At 62.9% G+C, this 19,237-nt stretch carries 14 protein-coding genes and 2 pseudogenes; 9 read left to right on the top strand and 7 right to left on the bottom strand.

Annotated elements, in window-relative coordinates:
• Window positions 1-39: 39 nt before the first annotated feature.
• A pseudogene (locus tag H2O14_RS18780) lies at window positions 40-1,295 on the bottom strand (TCR/Tet family MFS transporter).
• A 482-nt stretch (window positions 1,296-1,777) separates the two neighbouring features.
• Between H2O14_RS18780 and H2O14_RS18775 the strand changes: the two are divergent.
• Entirely contained in the window at window positions 1,778-2,662 is an 885-nt protein-coding gene (locus H2O14_RS18775; RefSeq protein WP_182828852.1) for a calcium-binding protein, read from the top strand.
• Between the two features lie 138 nt (window positions 2,663-2,800).
• Complete coding sequence (locus H2O14_RS18770) at window positions 2,801-5,176, top strand: M10 family metallopeptidase C-terminal domain-containing protein (RefSeq protein WP_182828851.1); 2,376 nt, start codon at window positions 2,801-2,803, stop codon at window positions 5,174-5,176.
• Window positions 5,177-5,305: 129 nt separating this feature from the next.
• Here H2O14_RS18770 and H2O14_RS18765 read toward each other — a convergent pair whose 3' ends face one another.
• The gene (locus H2O14_RS18765; protein WP_182828850.1) at window positions 5,306-5,635 is read right to left on the bottom strand and encodes a hypothetical protein; all 330 of its coding nucleotides are present in this window, start codon (window positions 5,633-5,635) and stop codon (window positions 5,306-5,308) included.
• A 13-nt stretch (window positions 5,636-5,648) separates the two neighbouring features.
• Here H2O14_RS18765 and H2O14_RS18760 point away from each other — a divergent pair, with 13 nt between their 5' ends.
• Entirely contained in the window at window positions 5,649-6,107 is a 459-nt protein-coding gene (locus H2O14_RS18760) for a calcium-binding protein (RefSeq protein ID WP_182828849.1), read from the top strand.
• Window positions 6,108-6,319: 212 nt separating this feature from the next.
• On the opposite strand, the pseudogene H2O14_RS18755 reads toward H2O14_RS18760, so the two are convergent.
• Both H2O14_RS18755 and H2O14_RS18750 read right to left on the bottom strand, forming a co-directional pair.
• Window positions 6,320-7,225 (bottom strand): annotated as a pseudogene (locus tag H2O14_RS18755) (neutral zinc metallopeptidase).
• A gap of 74 nt (window positions 7,226-7,299) precedes the next feature.
• Window positions 7,300-7,800, bottom strand: a complete 501-nt coding sequence (locus H2O14_RS18750; protein WP_182828848.1) for a DUF2306 domain-containing protein — start codon at window positions 7,798-7,800, stop codon at window positions 7,300-7,302.
• A gap of 88 nt (window positions 7,801-7,888) precedes the next feature.
• On the opposite strand from H2O14_RS18750, the gene H2O14_RS18745 reads away from it, so the two are divergent.
• Window positions 7,889-8,728 carry a LytTR family DNA-binding domain-containing protein gene (locus tag H2O14_RS18745; protein ID WP_312858626.1) on the top strand — a complete coding sequence of 280 codons (840 nt, stop codon included), beginning with the start codon at window positions 7,889-7,891 and terminating at the stop codon, window positions 8,726-8,728.
• Here the strand turns inward: H2O14_RS18745 and H2O14_RS18740 are convergent.
• Window positions 8,686-9,402 carry a glutathione S-transferase gene (locus H2O14_RS18740; RefSeq protein ID WP_182828846.1) on the bottom strand — a complete coding sequence of 239 codons (717 nt, stop codon included), beginning with the start codon at window positions 9,400-9,402 and terminating at the stop codon, window positions 8,686-8,688. The genes H2O14_RS18745 and H2O14_RS18740 overlap by 43 nt on opposite strands.
• A 198-nt stretch (window positions 9,403-9,600) precedes the next feature.
• Here H2O14_RS18740 and H2O14_RS18735 point away from each other — a divergent pair, with 198 nt between their 5' ends.
• Both H2O14_RS18735 and carB read left to right on the top strand, forming a co-directional pair.
• Entirely contained in the window at window positions 9,601-11,985 is a 2,385-nt protein-coding gene (locus H2O14_RS18735) for a methyl-accepting chemotaxis protein (RefSeq protein ID WP_182828845.1), read from the top strand.
• A gap of 270 nt (window positions 11,986-12,255) precedes the next feature.
• Window positions 12,256-15,744: a carbamoyl-phosphate synthase large subunit gene (gene carB, locus H2O14_RS18730; RefSeq protein WP_182828844.1), complete on the top strand. Its 3,489-nt coding sequence runs from the start codon at window positions 12,256-12,258 to the stop codon at window positions 15,742-15,744.
• 122 nt (window positions 15,745-15,866) lie between these two features.
• Here the strand turns inward: carB and H2O14_RS18725 are convergent, their stop codons facing one another.
• Window positions 15,867-16,268, bottom strand: coding sequence for a hypothetical protein (locus H2O14_RS18725; RefSeq protein WP_182828843.1), 402 nt, complete (start codon window positions 16,266-16,268; stop codon window positions 15,867-15,869).
• Window positions 16,269-16,572: 304 nt separating this feature from the next.
• Here H2O14_RS18725 and greA point away from each other — a divergent pair, with 304 nt between their 5' ends.
• Together greA and H2O14_RS18715 are read left to right on the top strand one after the other, a co-directional pair.
• Window positions 16,573-17,049, top strand: a complete 477-nt coding sequence (gene greA / locus H2O14_RS18720; RefSeq protein ID WP_182828842.1) for a transcription elongation factor GreA — start codon at window positions 16,573-16,575, stop codon at window positions 17,047-17,049.
• A gap of 9 nt (window positions 17,050-17,058) precedes the next feature.
• Window positions 17,059-18,111 carry a glycosyltransferase family 4 protein gene (locus tag H2O14_RS18715; protein ID WP_182828841.1) on the top strand — a complete coding sequence of 351 codons (1,053 nt, stop codon included), beginning with the start codon at window positions 17,059-17,061 and terminating at the stop codon, window positions 18,109-18,111.
• 32 nt (window positions 18,112-18,143) lie between these two features.
• Here the strand turns inward: H2O14_RS18715 and H2O14_RS18710 are convergent, their stop codons facing one another.
• On the bottom strand, window positions 18,144-18,284 hold the full coding sequence (locus H2O14_RS18710; protein ID WP_182828840.1) for a hypothetical protein: 141 nt from the start codon (window positions 18,282-18,284) through the stop codon (window positions 18,144-18,146).
• A 2-nt stretch (window positions 18,285-18,286) separates the two neighbouring features.
• On the opposite strand from H2O14_RS18710, the gene H2O14_RS18705 reads away from it, so the two are divergent.
• Window positions 18,287-19,174 (top strand): 3-deoxy-manno-octulosonate cytidylyltransferase, encoded by an 888-nt coding sequence (locus tag H2O14_RS18705; protein ID WP_182828839.1) that lies wholly within the window; start codon window positions 18,287-18,289, stop codon window positions 19,172-19,174.
• Window positions 19,175-19,237: the final 63 nt, after the last annotated feature.

Genomic DNA, 19,237 nt, shown 5'->3' with positions numbered 1-19,237 from the left:
GTCGCGCAGCCGATGCGTCACGAAAATGAATGATTGCCCTCAATGCGCGTGAAGCGTCGGAGCGGTCTCGGAGCCTCCCGTTTCCGGCGGACGCACATAGAGGATGAAGACGACCAGCCCCGCCACGCACATCAATCCCGCCACGGCGTAAGGCGCGCCGGGAAATTCGATCGGGGCGGCAGGACCGGTGAAGGCGCTGAACAGGCTGGAGAAGATGTATGGCCCGATGATCGAGGTGACGCTCGACAGGCTGGTCAGCGTCCCCTGCAATTCACCCTGCAGAGACGGATGCACGCCGGCCGCCGAGATCGACCGCAGCACCGGATCGGTGATGCTTTCCAGGCAGCAGAGGAAGATGATCACGAACACCATCCAGCCTTCCCAGGCGAAGGCGTAGCCGAAAACCCGGCCATGCAGAAGAACAGGCCGATGACGCCGGCGCGCCAATCGCCATAGCGCTTGACGATGCGCGGCAAGGCCAGCCCCATCACCAGCGCGCTCATCACCCCGAAGGCGCCGAGCGACAGGCCGATCATGCCCTGGCTCCAGCCATAACGATAATCTGCAACGAAGGGCCAGGCGATCGGGTAGACCACGTGAGCGAGCCAGAACAGCACCATTACCGTGGCGATCCAGCCGATGCCCTTGTAGTTGCGCATCTGCAGCAGGCCGCCGAGCGGATTGGCGCGCTTGAGATCGAAGGGCCGCCGCATCGACGCCGGCAAGGTTTCCGGCAGCGCGAAGAGCGCGATGGCGAAGTTGAGAAAGGCGATTCCGGCTGCGGCGTAGAACGGCACGCGCGGGCCGAATTCGCCGAGGAAGCCGCCGATGACGGGACCGAGCGTGAAGCCGACGCCGAAGGAAATGCCGACCAGACCGAAATTGCGCGAGCGGTTCTCGTCCGTCGAGATATCGGCGATATAGGCCGAAGCCGTGGCGTAGCTGGCGCCGGAGATGCCGGCGAGAATGCGCCCGATGAACAACATGCCGTAGCTGCCGGCCAAAGCGCAGATGAGATTGTCGAGCGCGAAGGTGAAAACCGAGGCGAGCAGCACCGGCCGCCGGCCGAAGCGATCGCTGAGATTGCCGATGAACGCGCCGAACAGGAATTGCATGCCGGAATAGGCGATGAACAGCCAGCTGCCCTCGAGCACCGCATGGCTGGCGTCGGCGCCGGTCAGCTCCTTCAGGAAAGCCGGCATCACCGGCATGATCAGCGCGATGCCCATCATGTCCATCAGCAGGATGAAGAACACCAGCCAAAGCCCGAGTCGGGCCTTCTTTTCGTCGAGCATGCGGCCTCCGGCGCCGTCTGTTTGCGGCGAAAGGAACATAGACAGAACATATTTCGATTTTCAACCGATCTTTTTGCAGTTGCATCAAATCGGCGAGCGCGCAATGCCAACCAGACGCAATCATCGTTTGATTTTTATGTTGACTCCAAAAGTCATGTTAGTTTATTAAACGCCCAGAGGTTGAGCCAGCCATCGCGACTGTCCGACGCTTCTTGAAAAGCGAACGCGACGTTTTCCGCCAGCGAACCTATCCGTCACATTGCAATCCATGCTTCGCGCCGCGGCGTCTCGCGCGCGCAAGCGCGTCGCCGCGCCGACGCCCTTTCGGGCATCCGGCGCGAACGGAGATATTTTATGCTTTCGACACAACGCCTTGCCGGACTTGAAGACAGATTGTCCCAACGGACGCAGCCGCCCCAATTCTGTCGGCTGCGCGCGGAGCCGTAGGCCGATCAATCTGAAACCACCCAGGAGATATGACAATGGCCACTGCGACAGTGAACACCACGTCCGGCGTGAACCTCAACTATGGCGCTAGCAACTATCTCGATACGGTCGGCGACGGCTTTAATCCAGCCACCGGCCAGTATGGCTATTTCAACGTGGCGTCCTCCGCCGGATCCTATATCGGCGCGACGGAATATGTGATCGCCACGGCCGACAACGACGCGGACGGCGTCTATGACGATGGCTCCGCCTGGATCGTCAACGGCAATTTCAACTATAGCCGCGGCGCGCTTTCGGGCACGGTGGATCAACTCAGCTTCGGCACGGGCCTGAATGGCGTCACCGCCGCTGGAACCGGCTACACGTCCACCAACGCCTCGCTCGCATCCACCGATGTGACGCTGTCCAATCTCAACATGACCGGCGCCGACGTCAACAACGTGCTTTACGGCCTGATGAACGGCGATGAAAGCGGATTGGAAAATTGGCTTTCCACTCATGCTGTCACCTTCAACGGCGGCGCGGGCGCCGACGCCTATCAGGGCGGCAGCCAGGGCGACACGCTGAACGGCGCCGGCGGAGCCGACATCCTGGCCGGCGGCGGCGGCGCGGATGTGCTGTCTGGCGGCGCGGGCAATGACACCTTCGTCTTCGCCGCAGCCTCCGACAGCACCGTCAGCGCCTTCGACACGATCACCAGCTTCAGCGCCTCCGGCTTCGGCGGCGTCGATGTGCTGGATGTCAGCGCGCTCGGCCTGAGCGGCGGCTATAGCGGCTCCACCGCCGCCGCCGACAGCCTGTGGTACGACGGCGCGGCTGGCAAGTTCTACGCCGACACCGATGGCGACGCTGCGGCCGATTTCGCCGTCGCCGCGACCGGCGTCGGCGCGCTGACGTCGGCGAATTTCGATTTCGCATAATCCCAGAACTTTTTGGCAGGGCGTCGTCCTTCCAGCGCCCTGCTGTTCCTCGCAATCATTGAAAGCAAAGTGGACCACTTCCATGGCCAGCGTAATCTCAAGCGAAAATTTTACAATCACGATCGAAGATGATCTCGTGTGGGGGAGTTGCTCAAGGCGGGCGCGACATTTTCCGTGACGATTGCGAGCGAACTCGGGGTGGGCGGCATTGGCGCCGGTTCAGGAAGTGGAATTGCCGGTCAGAGCATCTCCAACAATTTCAGCATTATCTACAATGGGGTGACATACACGTCGGAAGAGATTGCCAGCGTGGGCGGGGTATTTCTCAATGGAGGCGCTTCCGAGACCATTACCCTGGTCGTCGGAGAAGATTATGACCTGTCGGCGGAAGACGTCGTGCAAATGGGATTTGACGCCTTCAGTCCCGACTTCTCGGTTAGCGAACAGCTCCTCTACGCCGTCACCGTCGATGAAGCGCCTGAAGACATTGCCCTTTCCGCCTCCGGCGTCGATGAGGCGGCCGCTGTCGACACGATCATCGGCGCCCTCTCGGCAACCGACGCCGAGGGCGATACGCTGACCTATACGCTCGCAGACGACGCCAATGGCTTGTTCAAACTGGTGACGACCAATGGCGTGACCTCCGTGGCGCTCAACGGCAGCCTGGAAGAGTCGGATGCGACATCCTACGACATCGTCGTCAACGTGTCGGACGGCGAAAACGATGTCGAGCAGACATTCACGATCGACGTCGCCCGGAACGCCGCCCCCACCGACATCTCCATTTCCAACGCCACGCTGAAGGAATCCGCCCGAGTCGGCTTCGTGGTCGGCACGCTTTCGGCCACCGACGCCGAGGGCGACGCGATCACCTGGTCGCTGGAAACCGGAAAGGGCGACAATGACGATAAATTCAGCCTGGTCGAGAATGATGACGGCACGGTCAGCGTCGTGCTCAAGGCGGCGCTGGATCACGAAAGCTCGGGCGGCGTCTACGATCTCGTGGTGACCGCAACCGACGGCAATGGCGCTTCGGCCACCGAAACGATCGGCGTCACCGCCGAAGAGGACTATTTCAAGCTCAGTTCGTCGCCGACCGGCTACGACCGTCTCTCCGTCACCGAAGCGGCGAAGAAGGGCCAGGAACTCGGCTATGTGATGAAGTTCGACGATTCCTTCGTGCCGGTTAGCGCCGAACTCACCGACGACGCCAATGGCGCCTTCTCGCTCAAGACCCGCATGGTCGATGGCGAGACCCGCTATTATCTCGTCACCAACAAGGCGCTCGACGACGAGAAGCAGGACAGCCATTCCGTCACCATCGAAGTCGAGAATGCCGCAGGCGAGACCCAGCAGAAGAGTTTCGAGATCCAGGTTCTCGACGCCGCCGAAACGGGCGACGCGGCGCGCGGCAAGATCACCATCGACGCCAACACGCTGGCCGCCGGCAAGAATGGCGGCGTCAACTGGAACACCTATCTCGACGACTACTGGTCGAAACTCGATTACTGGCTGCCCAATTTTTCTCCGTCCGGCACCGGCTGGAGCACGAGCAATCCTTCCTCTGAATTCCTCTACAGCAATGGGCAAACCATTCTCTCCATGAAGGGTTCGCTCGCCTATGTCTGGAACGACCCGGAAACAGGCGAGGACGTGCATGTGGTGGCCGGCTCCATCACCGACCTCGTCTTCGGCTCGGGCTCGACCACCGACGGCGTGAACAAGGCGGAACTGACGATCAGCGGCCTCGACCTCGAAAGCGGCACGACGCCGGACAACCGCCTCTCCGGCGAGGTCAATCTGGTCGCCTCCGCCTTCATGCACGGCCCCGACGAGGCGACGCCGGCGGAATTCGCTTATGTCGAGGCGCTGCTCGCCTCCTACGCCCAGACCTTCCTCGGCTCCTCGGGCGCCGACGCCTATACCGGCACGATGTTCGGCGACACAGCCAAGGGCAATGGCGGCGACGACACCTTCAAAGGCGGCGCGGGCAATGACGCGCTCTTCGGCGGAGCGGGCAACGACACGCTCTATGGCCAGACGGGCAATGACAAACTGGTCGGCGGAGCGGGAGCCGATCTCCTGCGGGGCGCGGCAGGCGACGACTCGCTCACCGGCGCCGCCGGCAACGACACGCTGCATGGCGGCGACGGCGACGACCGGCTGGCGGGCGGCGCGGGCGCGGACAAGCTCACCGGCGGCAAGGGCGCCGATGTCTTCGTCTTCTCAACCGCCTCGGACTCGGCCGGCAAGACCTATGACACGATCTACGACTTTGCCGCCGCCGATACGATCGACCTCTCTTCCGTGGACGCCAACACAAGGAAGAACGGCAACCAGGCCTTCTCCTTCATCGGCAATGACGACTTCTCCAAACACGCCGGCGAGTTGCGCTCCGAGAAGATCAAGGGCGACACGATCATCGAAGCCGACCGCAACGGCGACGGCAGGGTCGACTTCATCCTTCACCTGGATGACGCCATGACCATGAAGGCGGGCCATTTCGACCTTTGACCCCACTGCGGCGGCGGGGGCCCCCTCGCCGCCAATCAACCCTGAACAGGAGACGAGATCATGGCGATCGCCATCACGGTCGGCTCATCCGCCGGCGTCAATCTGAATGTCGGACCGAGCGGCTATTTTTCAGACCTGCCGGCGATGTTCGATCTCCAGGCCATGAACTTCGGCTATTTCTACACCAATCTGAACAGCGCCTCGGAATATGGTCTGGCCGAAACCAGGGAGGGCTCGGTCTTCACCGGCGGCGCGGCGATGAAGGCCACCGGCAATCTCAGCTACAGCCTGTCCACCCATGACGTGACGGGTCGGCTGGACACGATCGCGTTCGGTTCCGAACTGAACGGCGTCACCGCCGGCTATGGCACGACCTCCACCAAGATGAAGCTCGGGACCACCGATCTGGCTTTCAAGAATCGGCCTCGACGCCGCCGACGGCGACGCCGTCAACGACATCCTCTACGGCCTCATGACCGGCGACGCCTCCGACTTTCTCGCTTATCTGAAAACCCAGTCCGTCGATTTCACCGGCGGCGCGGGGGCCGACAGCTATCAGGGCGGCAACAGAGCCGACACGCTGTCGGGAATGAGCGGCAAGGACAGGCTGATCGGCGGCGGCGGCAACGACACGCTTTCGGGCGGCGCAGGCGCCGATCGATTGGACGGCAATGCCGGCAAAGACAGCCTGAATGGCGGCAAGGGAGCCGATACTCTCGCCGGAGGTGCCGGCGCCGACGATTTCGTCTTCAAATCGCTGGCCGATTCACGCGGCTCCGCCGTCGATACGATCACCGATTTTTCGGGCTCCGGCGGCGACCGCATCGATCTTTACAGCCTCGACGCGGACGCGACGACGGCAAAAACCAGGCCTTCGATTTCATCGGAACCGCCGCATTCTCGGGCGACGCCGGGGAATTGCGCAGTGTGAAATCCAAGACGGGCACGGACGTCCATGTCGATGTGAACGGCGACAAGAAGAGCGACTTCACGCTCCACTTCGACGACGCCATCGCCTTCAAGGCCTCTTATTTCGACCTCTGAAAAATGACTTGTCCGGGGAGCTCTCCCTCCGGACGTGACGGTCGCCTCCTGCCCCCTGCCAGACGTCTCGCGGCGGCCGTCACAATTTTTCCGTCGGGCTCAGATCCCGCCCGAAAAGGTGTCACAGGCGCTCATCTTGCCGCTGTCGAAGCCACGGCGGAACCATTTGGCCCGCTGCGCGGATGTCCCGTGGGTGAAGCTGTCGGGCACGACATAACCCTGCGACTTCTTCTGCAAGGCGTCGTCGCCGATCTGATGGGCGGCGTTGAGCGCCTCGTCGATGTCGCCGGCTTCCAGCAAACCGCGTTGGTCGGTGAATTTCGCCCAGATCCCGGCGAAACAATCCGCCTGCAGCTCGACCCGCACCGACATGGGCGTTGGCTTCGGTCTCGCTCATCGACTCGCGGGCGCGGTTGAATTTCGGCAGCACGCCGATCAGGTTCTGCACATGATGGCCGACCTCGTGGGCAATGACGTAAGCCTGGGCGAAGTCACCCGACGCGCCGAACTTCTGCGACATTTCCCGGAAGAAATCGGTGTCGAGATAGACTTTCTGGTCCGGCGGACAATAGAACGGCCCGGTCGCCGAGCTCGCCGTGCCGCAGGCCGAAGGGAATGTTCCGGAATAGAGCACCAGCCTGGGCTCGGCATACTGCCGGCCGGCCGCGGCGAAAATACCGTTCCAGGCGTCTTCGGTCTCGGCCAGCACCGTGCCGACGAAAGCCTTCATCTCGTCATTGGCGCCGGGTTGCGCGTTCTGGCTGTCGCTATAGCTCGAGCTGGACGTCTGGCTCGAGCCGCCGCCGAGCAACTGGCCGACATCGACGCCCATGAATTGCAGGATCAGGATGACGACGATGAAGAATACGATCGAGCCGATTGAGCCGCCTCGTCCGATCGGAATGTTGATCCCCGTCGCCCGCCGAACGGATCGTGACCCAATCCGCCGCTGTCGCCGCGATGATCCTCGACATTGTCGCTTTGACGACGGCCTTTCCATTCCATGCTGCACCCCAAGCAATTATTCCGCGGAACCTCGGATGGAATGCCCGAGCGATCAATCGGTTCCCGGCCCTTCCTCAGGCGGGCCGCGCCCGCCGCGTCCGCCGTTGCGCCCAATGAAGGACGAGCCAAGGTCCGAAGACGAGACTGGTCAGGAGAACGAGTTGCCATGCCGTGCTGCCCTCGATGACGACACGGTTCATGATGCGGTAAGGCGCCAATGTGAAGCCGCCCGCGATCAGTATGCCGCCGACATAGATCTGCGTCATCGTTCTCCTATGCGCCCGGATATCGCCGCGCATGGCGGCGCGGACGGCGTAGAGGCAGCCGAGGATCGTGACCAGCGACAGGATATGAATCGGGCTGAAACCGCGCCAGACATTCAATTCATGGATGAACAGGCTCGACAGGGACGAGGCGATCATCAGCACGACCCAAGTTTTGCCGAGAAAGCGATGCGTCGGCGTGCCCTTGCCCCTCCACAGCAGCAGGAACGCCCCGATCACGGCGGCGGGCAACACGGTGGCGACATGGATCTGCACGGCAAGGGGTGCGGCGAGAAGCGGTTCTAGCGTCATGGACAGGACCTCGATTGAAATTCACCCTGTTCTTCGGCAGAAGAAGTCGGAACGAGAAGCAGAACTGCGTGAAGCTGGAGAAAACTTCGTGAGTGAAAGCGAGCCGCAATCCGCGCTTCGTGAACTGCAGGCCACGCTGACGTCGCCCCGCTATTGGCTGACGGTCGGCGTCGTCGTTCTCGTGTTCTGGATCACCGGTCCTTTCGGCACTCTGGCGGCCATGGGGCCGATCAAGCGGTTGGCCTTCTGGCTTCTGTTGCATGGCGCGGCCTTCACCATCGCCACTGTCTCGGCCGTCGCAGCCGACAGGGGGCTCACGCCGCTCCTGCGCAACAAGCTCGCGCGCATGATGATCGGTTCGCTGCTTGCGGCCATGCCGATCGGCGGCTGGATCGTGATCCTGCAATCCGGCCTGATGGGCGATCCGGCGACGTTCGACGAATTCATCCGGCAGGCGGCGGTGTCGCTGCCGCTCTGTATACTGTTCTGCGTGCTGGTCTATCTCACCACCGGTCGAGATGAGCCGCAGGCGCCCTTCGCTGTCGAATCCGCAGGCTCGACGCCGGAACCGACATCGGTCTCCGCACCCTCCCTGGGTGAAACGCGTGAGCCGCCGCCGCTGCTCGCGCGCCTGAAGCCGGAAACGCGCGGAAAACTGCTCCGGCTCTCGGTGCAGGATCATTACACGGATGTGGTGACCAGCCGCGGCCGTGAACTGATCCTGCTTCGCTTCTCCGACGCCATCAGGGAAGCCGGCGCGACGCCGGGGCTGCAGGTGCACCGCTCGCATTGGGTGGCCGACGATGTCGTCCGCCGGCTTTCGCGCGGCCCCAATCGGCTGACGCTCGAATTGGCCGACGGCTCGGAAATCCCGGTCAGCCGCACCTATGCGGCGGAAGTCCGAGACCGCTTCGGCGACCGAGGCTGAAAGAGCTCAGGATGGGATGCCGGCGGCGCCCCGACCCTGTCCTCGGCGCGGCGATAGGCAGGACGCGCCTTGATCGCCTCGGAAAAGGCGACGAGCCGCCCATTATTCTTCGCCTCCGGCAAACGCGACAGAGCCGCCTCGACCGGGTAGCTCATGGCGATGTCGGCAGCGGTGAAGTCCTGGCCCGCGAACCAGCCGCCCTGCGCGAGTTCGCCGCTCCAATAGGCGATCTGCGTCCGCAATTGCGGATCGATGAAACTCTTGATCGCGCCGACGGATATCATCTTCGCCACCGGCCGAATGAAAAACGGCACGCGTTGGGGAATGGATGCGAAGACCAGCCGCATCACCAAAGGCGGCATGGCAGAACCCTCGGCTGCATGCAGCCAATAGAGATAGCGGACCCATTCCGCCGAGCCGATCGCCGGCCTCAGCCGTCCTTCTCCATGCCTCGCCAGAAGATATTCCAGGATGGCTCCGCTTTCGGCGACGACCTGGCCGTCATCTTCGATCACCGGAGACTTGCCTAGCGGATGAACGCGTTTGAGCGACTCCGGCGCCCGATAATCAGCGCCGCGCTCATAGGTCTCGACGCGATATTCGAGCCCGAGTTCCTCCAACAGCCAGAGAATGCGGTGCGCGCGGGATTTTTCGAGATAGTGAACAGTCAGCATTCGATGAAGCTCTCGTGATGGACATGGTCAAGGACGATGCGGGCCGGCTCCGACGGGAGCCCACCGGTCCGCAACGAAGTTCCCGCGCGATGCGTTCACTTTGTCCGCTAAAATATACCTTACTTTAATTATGCTTCCCTAATTTTACGAGCGATGACCTTCGAGCCTTCTCGGCCTTTTTTTACGGGAGAACCCCGCATGCTGTTCAGATCGGCCACCAGCCGCAATATTTTCGCCGCCGTCGCGCTCGGCCTCGTATCCACGGTCGCCGCCGCCTCCGTGCAGCTTTACATGTCCTACGGCCATATGCGCGAAGCGAGCCTGAACGAGATGCGCACCGTGGCCGGCGCCACGGGCGCCAAGATCGAAAGCGATCTGCGCGCCGCCAGCCAGATGGTCAAGGGTCTGGAGATGACCATCTCCTCGCTCAGAAACCAGGGACTGGCCACCCGTGAAAACGTCCGCGCCATCATGCGCGACGCGCTGGCGCGCTCGCCCGAGGCCTTCGGTCTGTCGACCGGCTGGGATCCCGGAACTTTCGACGGCAAGGATAGCGACTTCGCCGGCAAGCCGTTGCACGACAAAACCGGTCGCTACCTGCCTTATGTCTTCCGTGACGGCGCCGACATCAAGGAAGACGTGCTGGTCGATTACGACAAGCCCGGCGTGGGCGACTATTACATCGTGCCGCACGACACTGGCAAACTGACGCTGCTCGAACCCTATGTCTATCCGGTCAACGGCAAGGACGTGCTGATGACCACCATCTCCGAGCCGACCCGCGTCGGCGACAAGGTGGTCGGCTATGTCGGCGCCGATATCGATCTCGCCAAGACGGCGGAAGAACTGGCCGCCATGAAGCCGTTCGGCCAGGGCTATGTCGCGCTCGTCTCCGGCAAGGATTACGTCGTTTCCCACCCCGACGCCTCGATGATGGGCAAGCCGCTCGACGGCGCCAAGCTCGATCTCGCCGCCTGGAAGTCGATCCTCGCCGATGCGGGCCAGCCGGTGGAAATCACCGAGCCCGGCGGCGGCAAGAACATCGCCATCGCCGCCCCGGTCAAGCCGTTCGAGGGCGCCGTATGGTATGCCGTCGTCTCCGCCCCCGAAGCCGTGGTGTTCGCTGAACTGGACCGGATGATCTGGCTCGCCGGCGGACTGATCGCCGCCAGCGCCGTCTTCGTCGGCCTGGTCGGCTGGCTGATCGCCCGCCGCTTCATCCGCCGCATTGAAACCGTCATCGGCGAGACGACCCGCATCGCCCAGGGCGATCTCGACGTGGTGCTGACCGACCGCGAGAAGAATGACGAACTCGGCGACCTCTCGCGCTCGCTCGGCATCCTGCTCGACGCCAACCGGGACAAAGTGCGGCTCGAAAAGGAAGCCGAAAGCATCCGCCAGGCGCAGGAAAAGGAGCGCACCGAGCGCGCCCGCATCGCCGAAGCGCAGGAACAGGACGTCAAATTCGCCGTGGGCGAACTGGCCGGCGGCCTTTCGCGTCTCTCCGACGGCGACATGACGGTGCGGCTGGAGCGGCCCTTCACCGCGGCGCTCGATGAGATCCGCGGCAATTTCAACCAGTCGGTCGAAAAGCTGCAGGGCGCCATGCTGTCCTTCTCGGAAAACGCCGCCGCCATCCAGGCCGGCTCCGAGGAGATCCGCAACGCCGCCGACAATCTCGCCCGCCGCACCGAACAGCAGGCCGCCTCGGTCGAGGAAACCGCCGCCGCATTGGAAGAGATCACCACGTCGGTGAAGGATTCGACCCTGCGCGCCGAGGAAGCCGGCGCCCGCGTCGCCCGCACCAAGGAGAGCGCCGAACAATCCGGCGTCATCGTCCGCAACGCGGTGGAGGCGATGGATTCGATCGAGCAGTCGTCGCAATCGATCTCCAACATCATCGGCGTCATCGACGAAATCGCTTTTCAGACCAATCTGCTGGCGCTCAACGCCGGCGTCGAGGCCGCCCGCGCCGGGGAAGCCGGCAAGGGTTTCGCGGTCGTGGCGCAGGAGGTGCGCGAGCTCGCCCAGCGCTCCGCCAACGCCGCCAAGGAGATCAAGTCGCTGATCACCGCGTCCGGCGATCACGTCAAGCGGGGCGTGATGCTCGTCGACCAGACCGGCGCGGCGCTGGAATCGATCGTCGAGGAAGTCCAGGAGATCAACCGAAACGTCGCCGCCATCGTCCAGGCCGCGCGCGAACAGGCGACCGGCCTGCAGGAAATCAACGGCGCGGTCGGCCAGATGGATCAAGCCACCCAGCAGAACGCCGCCATGGTCGAGGAATCCAACGCCGCCTCGCATACGCTGGTGACGGAGGTGACCGCACTCTCCAACCGCCTCGGCCAGTTCAATCTCGGCGCGGCGCGGGCATCCACCGCTGGCGCTGTTCACCGAGGCGCAAGCATGGCGCGGCCTTCGACGCCGACTACCCAGACGGCTTCGCGTCCCATCGCCGCTCCCCGCGCCGCTGCGGCCGCCTCCCGACCTGCTCCTTCGCCGGCCCGCGCGCTCGGCAACAAGGTGGCGGCCGCTTTCGGCTCGCAGCCATCCTCGGGCGGGGGCGATTGGGAAGAGTTCTGACCGTCTTGCGCCACTGAACGCGATCTTCGGCGACATGGCGGGCTGTGCCCGCCATGTCTCGTTGTGGCGTGGCTGCGATGAGCCGGAACGTCCGATCATGGATGTGGGAACGTCCCCAACTTTCCACATTCCACGCCAATTATGGGGTTCCGTTTCCGGGAACTATTCCCTATAAGCCGCTTCTAGCCTTTAAAGACCCAAGCTCCTGCGCCCCGGCCGGTAATTTACCGCAGCCGGCGATTGCCGCAGGCTAAAATGATGGAAAGCTCAATGCCGAAGCGCCAGGATATCAAATCCATTCTCATCATCGGCGCCGGTCCGATCGTCATCGGACAGGCCTGCGAATTCGACTATTCGGGAACGCAAGCCTGCAAGGCATTGAAAGAAGAAGGCTATCGAGTGATCCTGGTCAACTCGAACCCGGCCACCATCATGACCGACCCGAACCTGGCCGACGCCACCTATGTCGAGCCGATCACGCCCGAGGTCGTCGCCAAAATCATCGCCAAGGAGCGCCCGGACGCGCTGCTGCCGACCATGGGCGGCCAGACGGCGCTCAACACGGCGCTCTCGCTCAAGCGCATGGGCGTGCTCGACCGCTACAATGTCGAGATGATCGGCGCCAAGCCCGCAGCCATCGACATGGCCGAAGACCGCGCGCTGTTCCGCGAAGCCATGGCCCGGATCGGGCTGGAAACGCCCCGCTCGATGCTCGCCAACGCCACCGAGATCAAGGACGCCGATCGCAAGGCGCATGAGGCCGAGCGCGCCAAGCTCAAGGCCGAGCTTTCCGGCGACGAGCTCGACGCCGCGCTCGACGAATTGGAGAACCAGTGGAATCTCGGCGAGAGCGACCGCAAGCAGCGCTATATGAGCCATGCCCAGGCGATCGGCGCCAAGGCGCTGGATTTTGTCGGCCTGCCCGCGATCATCCGTCCTTCCTTCACGCTGGGCGGCACCGGCGGCGGCATCGCCTATAACCGCTCGGAATTCTTCGACATCGTCCATTCCGGCCTCGACGCCTCGCCCACCACCGAAGTGCTGATCGAGGAATCCGTGCTAGGCTGGAAGGAATATGAAATGGAAGTGGTCCGCGACAAGGCGGACAACTGCATCATCATCTGCTCGATCGAAAACATCGATCCGATGGGCGTCCATACCGGCGATTCCATCACGGTCGCGCCGGCGCTGACGCTGACCGACAAGGAATACCAGATCATGCGCAACGCCTCGATTGCGGTGCTGCGCGAGATCGGCGTCGAAACCGGCGGCTCGAACGTGCAGTTCGCGGTCAATCCGGAAACCGGCCGCCTGATCGTCATCGAAATGAACCCGCGCGTGTCGCGCTCCTCGGCCTTGGCGTCCAAGGCTACCGGCTTCCCGATCGCCAAGATCGCCGCCAAGCTCGCGATCGGCTACACGCTCGACGAGCTTGAAAACGACATCACCGGCGGCGCCACCCCGGCCTCCTTCGAACCGTCGATCGACTACGTGGTCACCAAGATTCCGCGTTTCGCCTTCGAGAAGTTCCCCGGCGCCGAGCCGACGCTGACCACGGCGATGAAGTCGGTCGGCGAAGTCATGGCCATCGGCCGCACCTTCCAGGAAAGCCTGCAGAAAGCGCTGCGCGGTCTGGAAACCGGCCTTACCGGCCTCGACGAGATCGAGATCCCCGGCCTCGGCGACGGCGACGACCACAACGCCATCCGCGCCGCCATCGGCACGCCGACGCCGGATCGTCTGCGCATGGTGGCCCAGGCGCTGCGCCTCGGCATGAGCCCGGAAGAAGTCCATGCCGGCTGCAAGATCGATCCCTGGTTCCTCGCCCAGATCAAGGCGATCGTGGACATGGAAGCCCGCATCCGCGAACATGGCCTGCCCACCGACGCCCAGAACCTGCGCATGCTCAAGGCCATGGGCTTCTCCGACGCCCGTCTCGCCACGCTGACCGGCAAGCGCCCGAAGGAAGTCGCCGAGATCCGCAACGCGCTCAACGTGCGTCCCGTCTACAAGCGCATCGACACCTGCGCGGCCGAATTCGCCTCTCCGACCGCCTATATGTACTCCACCTATGAAACGCCGTTCGCCGGCGCGACCCGCTCGGAGGCCGAGATTTCCGAGCGCAAGAAGGTGGTGATCCTCGGCGGCGGTCCCAACCGCATCGGCCAGGGCATCGAATTCGACTATTGCTGCTGCCACGCCGCCTTTGCATTGAAGGATGCGGGCTTCGAGGCCATCATGGTCAACTGCAATCCCGAGACTGTCTCGACCGACTACGACACCTCCGATCGTCTCTATTTCGAGCCGCTGACGGCGGAAGACGTGATCGAGATCCTCAAGATCGAGCAGGAGAAGGGCGAACTTCTCGGCGTGATCGTGCAGTTCGGCGGCCAGACCCCGCTGAAGCTGGCGGACGCGCTGGAGCGCGCCGGCATCCCGATCCTCGGCACCGCGCCCGACATGATTGATCTCGCCGAAGACCGCGACCGCTTCCAGAAGCTGCTGATGAAGCTGGATCTCACCCAGCCGAAGAACGGCATCGCCTATTCGGTCGAGCAATCGCGTCTCGTCGCCACCGAGATCGGCTTCCCGCTGGTCGTCCGCCCGTCCTACGTGCTCGGCGGCCGCGCCATGCAGATCCTGCATTCGGAAAGCCAGCTGCAGACCTATCTGCTCGATACCGTGCCGGAACTCGTGCCCGAGGACATCAAGGCGCGCTACCCCAACGACAAGACGGGCCAGATCAACACGCTGCTCGGCAAGAACCCGCTGCTGTTCGACAGCTATCTCTCCAACGCCATCGAAGTCGATGTCGACTGCCTGTCCGACGGCAAGGACGTCTATATCTGCGGCATCATGGAGCATATCGAGGAAGCCGGCATCCACTCCGGCGACTCCGCCTGCTCGCTGCCGCCGCGCACCCTGTCGAAGGACATCGTCGACCAGCTCGAAGAACAGACCCGGGCGCTCGCCAAGGCGCTCAATGTCGGCGGCTTCATGAATGTGCAATACGCCATCAAGGACGACGTGATCTATATTCTCGAAGTCAATCCGCGCGCCTCGCGCACGGTGCCCTTCGTCGCCAAGACCATCGGCGCGCCGATCGCCAAGATCGCCGCCCGCGTCATGGCTGGCGAAACGCTCGACACCGCCTTCTCCGCCTATACGCCGGAAAAGCCCGACAGCCGCAATCTCGAGCACATCGCCGTCAAGGAAGCCGTGTTCCCCTTCGCGCGTTTCCCCGGCGTCGACACGTTGCTCGGCCCTGAAATGCGCTCGACCGGCGAAGTCATCGGCCTCGACAAGGATTTCGCGCTGGCCTTCGCCAAGAGCCAGCTGGGCGCTGGCGTCGAACTGCCGCGTTCCGGCACGGTGTTCGTCTCCGTCCGCGACAGCGACAAGGAGCGCGTGCTGCCCGCCATGCGCATTCTTCATGAAATCGGCTTCAAGGTGCTGGCCACCGGCGGCACGCGCAGCTTCCTCGCCGAACACGGCATCGAGTCGGTGAAGATCAACAAGGTTCTGGAAGGGCGTCCGCATATCGAGGACGCCATCCGCAACCGCCAGGTCCAGCTGGTGATCAACACGACCGACGGCAACAAGGCGATATCCGACTCGAAGTCGCTCCGCCGCGCCGCGCTGATGCAGAAGGTGCCCTATTACACCACTATGGCCGGCGCGCTCGCCGCCGCCGAAGCCATCCGCGCGCTGAAGGCCGGCAATCTCGAAGTCAAGCCGCTGCAGGCTTATTTCGCCTGAGATCGGACGTATCGAAAGTCAAACGCCCCGCGAAGGAGACCTCGCGGGGCGTTTTGCATGTCGGGACCAAAGGAAGCGGCGAGGTCGTGTCGCCGCTCACGCTCACAGGGGTTCGGCCGTCCTCAGCGGCAGACGCGAACGCGCTTGATATAGACATTGCCCCAGGCGTCGGTGCGATAGACCTTCTTCTTGAAGCAATAGGGCGAGGCGTAGACCGGGCCGCCGATCACGATGCGCGGGCCGCCCCAGTAATAGCCGCGATAGCCGCCATAGCGCCAACCGTCGTGTCGCCAGTGCCGGCGATCGCCGCGCCAGTCATGACGGTTGACATGGCGGCGGTCGACATGGCGGCGGTCGCGATCGCGAAAGCCGGGATCGCGACCGCGATCACGATGGGCCTCGCTTCTTTCGCCGTGATGGCGCCAGACCTCTTCGCTGCCGCGACGATCGCTGGCGGTGGCGAAGCCAGTGAGGGACAGGACGGCGATCAGCGCGGCGGATGCGGTGATGATGAACTTTTTCATGTGGCTCTCCAGCAGCCTTGCAAGTCGATGACGCCTTTCTAAACGCCGATGCTTGAACCGCCTTTGAATGGCGCGTTCATCTTGCAGTCAGAATTCGTTCCGACCCCGACCTCGCGCTTGCCCGGCGGACGACCTCGAAAGATGTTCCATCGGCGGCTGCAAAATAATTTTCTCGCATTTTCGATGACAGTTCTGCTATACACACCTCAGTCGATTTTCTGGACGGTTCTGAAGTTTGCGCTTCCGGGACCGTTTTCTTTTTGTGCCGGCGAGACCGGCGCAAGGTAATGCTGAGGACGATGAGATGGTAGAAAAGGTACCGATGACGCCCCGCGGTTTTGCACAGCTCTCCGAAGAGCTGCGCTGGCGCCAGCAGGAAGAGCGCCCGCGGATCATCGAAGCGATTTCCGAAGCGCGCGCTCATGGCGATCTGTCGGAAAACGCGGAATATCACGCCGCGAAAGAGGCGCAGAGCCACAATGAAGGTCGCGTCGGCGAACTCGAAGATCTGATAGCCCGCGCCGAGGTGATCGACCTCACCAAGATGAGCGGCGACAAGATCAAGTTCGGCGCGACCGTCAAGCTGATCGACGAAGACACCGAAGAAGAGAGAACCTATCAGATCGTCGGCGATCAGGAAGCCGACGTGAAGTCCGGCCGCATTTCGATCTCCTCGCCCATCGCCCGCGCGATGATCGGCAAGGAAGTCGGCGACATGATCGAAGTCAACGCGCCTGGCGGCGCCAAGGGCTACGAAATCATCGGCATCGCCTGGGGCTGAGCCCCCGCCATGAACATCCGCGAGATCGAGATCATCGCGCCGCATTTCAAGCGGCGCCTCTCCGGCGTGACCACCACGGTGGTTCAACTCGCGCCGAAGCAGGTCGAGGCGGGCGTCAAGCTCGCCACACTCGGGCCGGGCCTGCCGGCAACCATGCCCCGCATCGGTTTTCTCGATCTCCTGGCCTGCTGGAAACGACCGGCGAGCGGCCGAAAGCGCATTTGGCACGCCCGCCGCAACAACGAGATGCTGGCGGGCCTGGTCCTGCGCGATATCCTGCGCATGCCGATGCTGCTGCTGTTCACCTCGGCCGCCCAGCGTAGACACTCCCGTTACACCAAATGGCTGATCTCGAAGATGGACGCGGTCGTCGCCACGTCAGCGCGCTCCGGCTCCTATCTCGATGTTCCTCACACCGTGATCATGCACGGCGTCGACACCGACGTCTTCCGTCCTGTCCGGGCGGACGACGCCGATCCTGCCCCGGATCTCGACGGCAGGTTGATCATAGGCTGCACCGGCCGCGTGCGGGCGCAAAAGGGCACCGATCTGTTCGTCGACGCCATGATCGCGCTTCTGCCGCATTACCCTGCCTGGACCGCGGTGATCGCCGGTCGGGTCACGTCGGAACACGAAAGTTTCGCCGCCGATCTTCGCGCCCGGATCGACCGAGCGGGCCTCAAGGATCGGATCCGCTTCATCGGCGAAGTCGACGACATCAAACCCTGGTATCGGCGTTTTCAGCTCTTCGTCGCGCCGTCTCGCAATGAAGGCTTTGGACTGACGCCGCTCGAAGCCATGGCGTCGGGCGCGCCTGTCGTCACGTCGGACGCCGGCGCCTATGCGGAAATGATCGTGCCCGGCCGCACCGGCCTCGTGGTTGCAGCCGGCGACGGCGAGGCTTTGAAACACGCCATAGAACCCTATCTGGCAGACCCCGAGCGCGCCCGCCGCCATGGCGAATACGCGGCCCGTCATGTCCGCGAGACCTTCGCCATCGCCAATGAGGTCGAGGGGTTGAACGGAGTTTACGCGCGGCTATTTGTGAAAAGCGACGCCTGACCGCAACGCACGCACATCCGCTGCAGGCTTTCTCACGCGATCTCGGATGAGCGCGCGCCGATATCAATGCGCTTCTTGGTGGAATTTCTTGACATCGCCGACGAGTCGAGGAACTTTTGGAACTGAAAATAGTTGATGAAAGTTGTTTGTTTCGCCCGCGCAGGAACTTCCATCGATGCAGGTCGCTCCTTACGTCTTTTCGCCCCCTAGTCTCGTGACGCCCACGACCGCGGGCTTGCGGGAGGACATCGAATGGAGCGCCTTCTTCTCCAATTTTCAGACGATCGTGCTGGTCGCCAACAGTGACGACCAGCGCTTGAGCGAAATCCTGCGCGACCCGCCGCCGAAACCGCTCTATGTCTTTTTCAACAAGATCGATCGCGTGCTCGACAGCCCCTTCCCGCATGATTGCGTGCTGGTCACCCGTTGCAATACGGCAGGGTCCGAAGTGGTTTACCGACGTCGGCTGCCGGGCATGATGCGGCTGATGCCGGCGCCATTCTTCAAAGGCGTGATCAATCTGCGCGCCGCATCGCGCGAACGGCTGAACCGTCCTGAGGAATTCGACGAGATTCCCGCAGGTTTCCTCGATCTCACCGAATTCATGGAAGGTTTCTACCCGCCGCAGCACACGGCGAGCAGCGGCTTCGCGATGACGGCGTGGTTGAAGCATATCGCGCCCGACGTCGATGTGCGGCTGACGGGTTTTTCCGGCGAACGCGGATTCAAGTGGAAAGTTTTCCATATCCATGACTGGACCTTCGAGCAGACCGCGCTCCGGCTGATGGAGAAGGGCGGACTGATCCGAAACGACGTGCCGCGTGAGCAGGATCCCTACCCCGCCTTCTTCCGCCATTTTCCGCAATTGGACTGCGACGAAGCGCGCGGCGAAATGCTGCTGGTGCTGAGCGAGAAGCTCGAAAAGGCCAATAAGCGCATCGATAAGCTCATCTCCGCCACCGCGCCCCTGCGATTGTTCTACGACGGATGGCGCGCGGTGAAATGGAAGTCCAAAAAGAACCGCGTTCTCGACAAGATCAGGAAGGAGGGGTTGCACGGATAGCGCAACCCGGCTTAGAGACGCGATTGAGACATCAAGACGTCGAAGTTCGATTATAACGGGCGA

Origin of the sequence: Rhizobium sp. G21, from assembly GCF_014158035.1 — a bacterium.
Lineage (GTDB): Bacteria > Pseudomonadota > Alphaproteobacteria > Rhizobiales > Rhizobiaceae > Rhizobium_E.
Note: the sequence above shows the minus strand (reverse complement) of the source record. Positions and strands in the feature narration are given on the sequence as shown.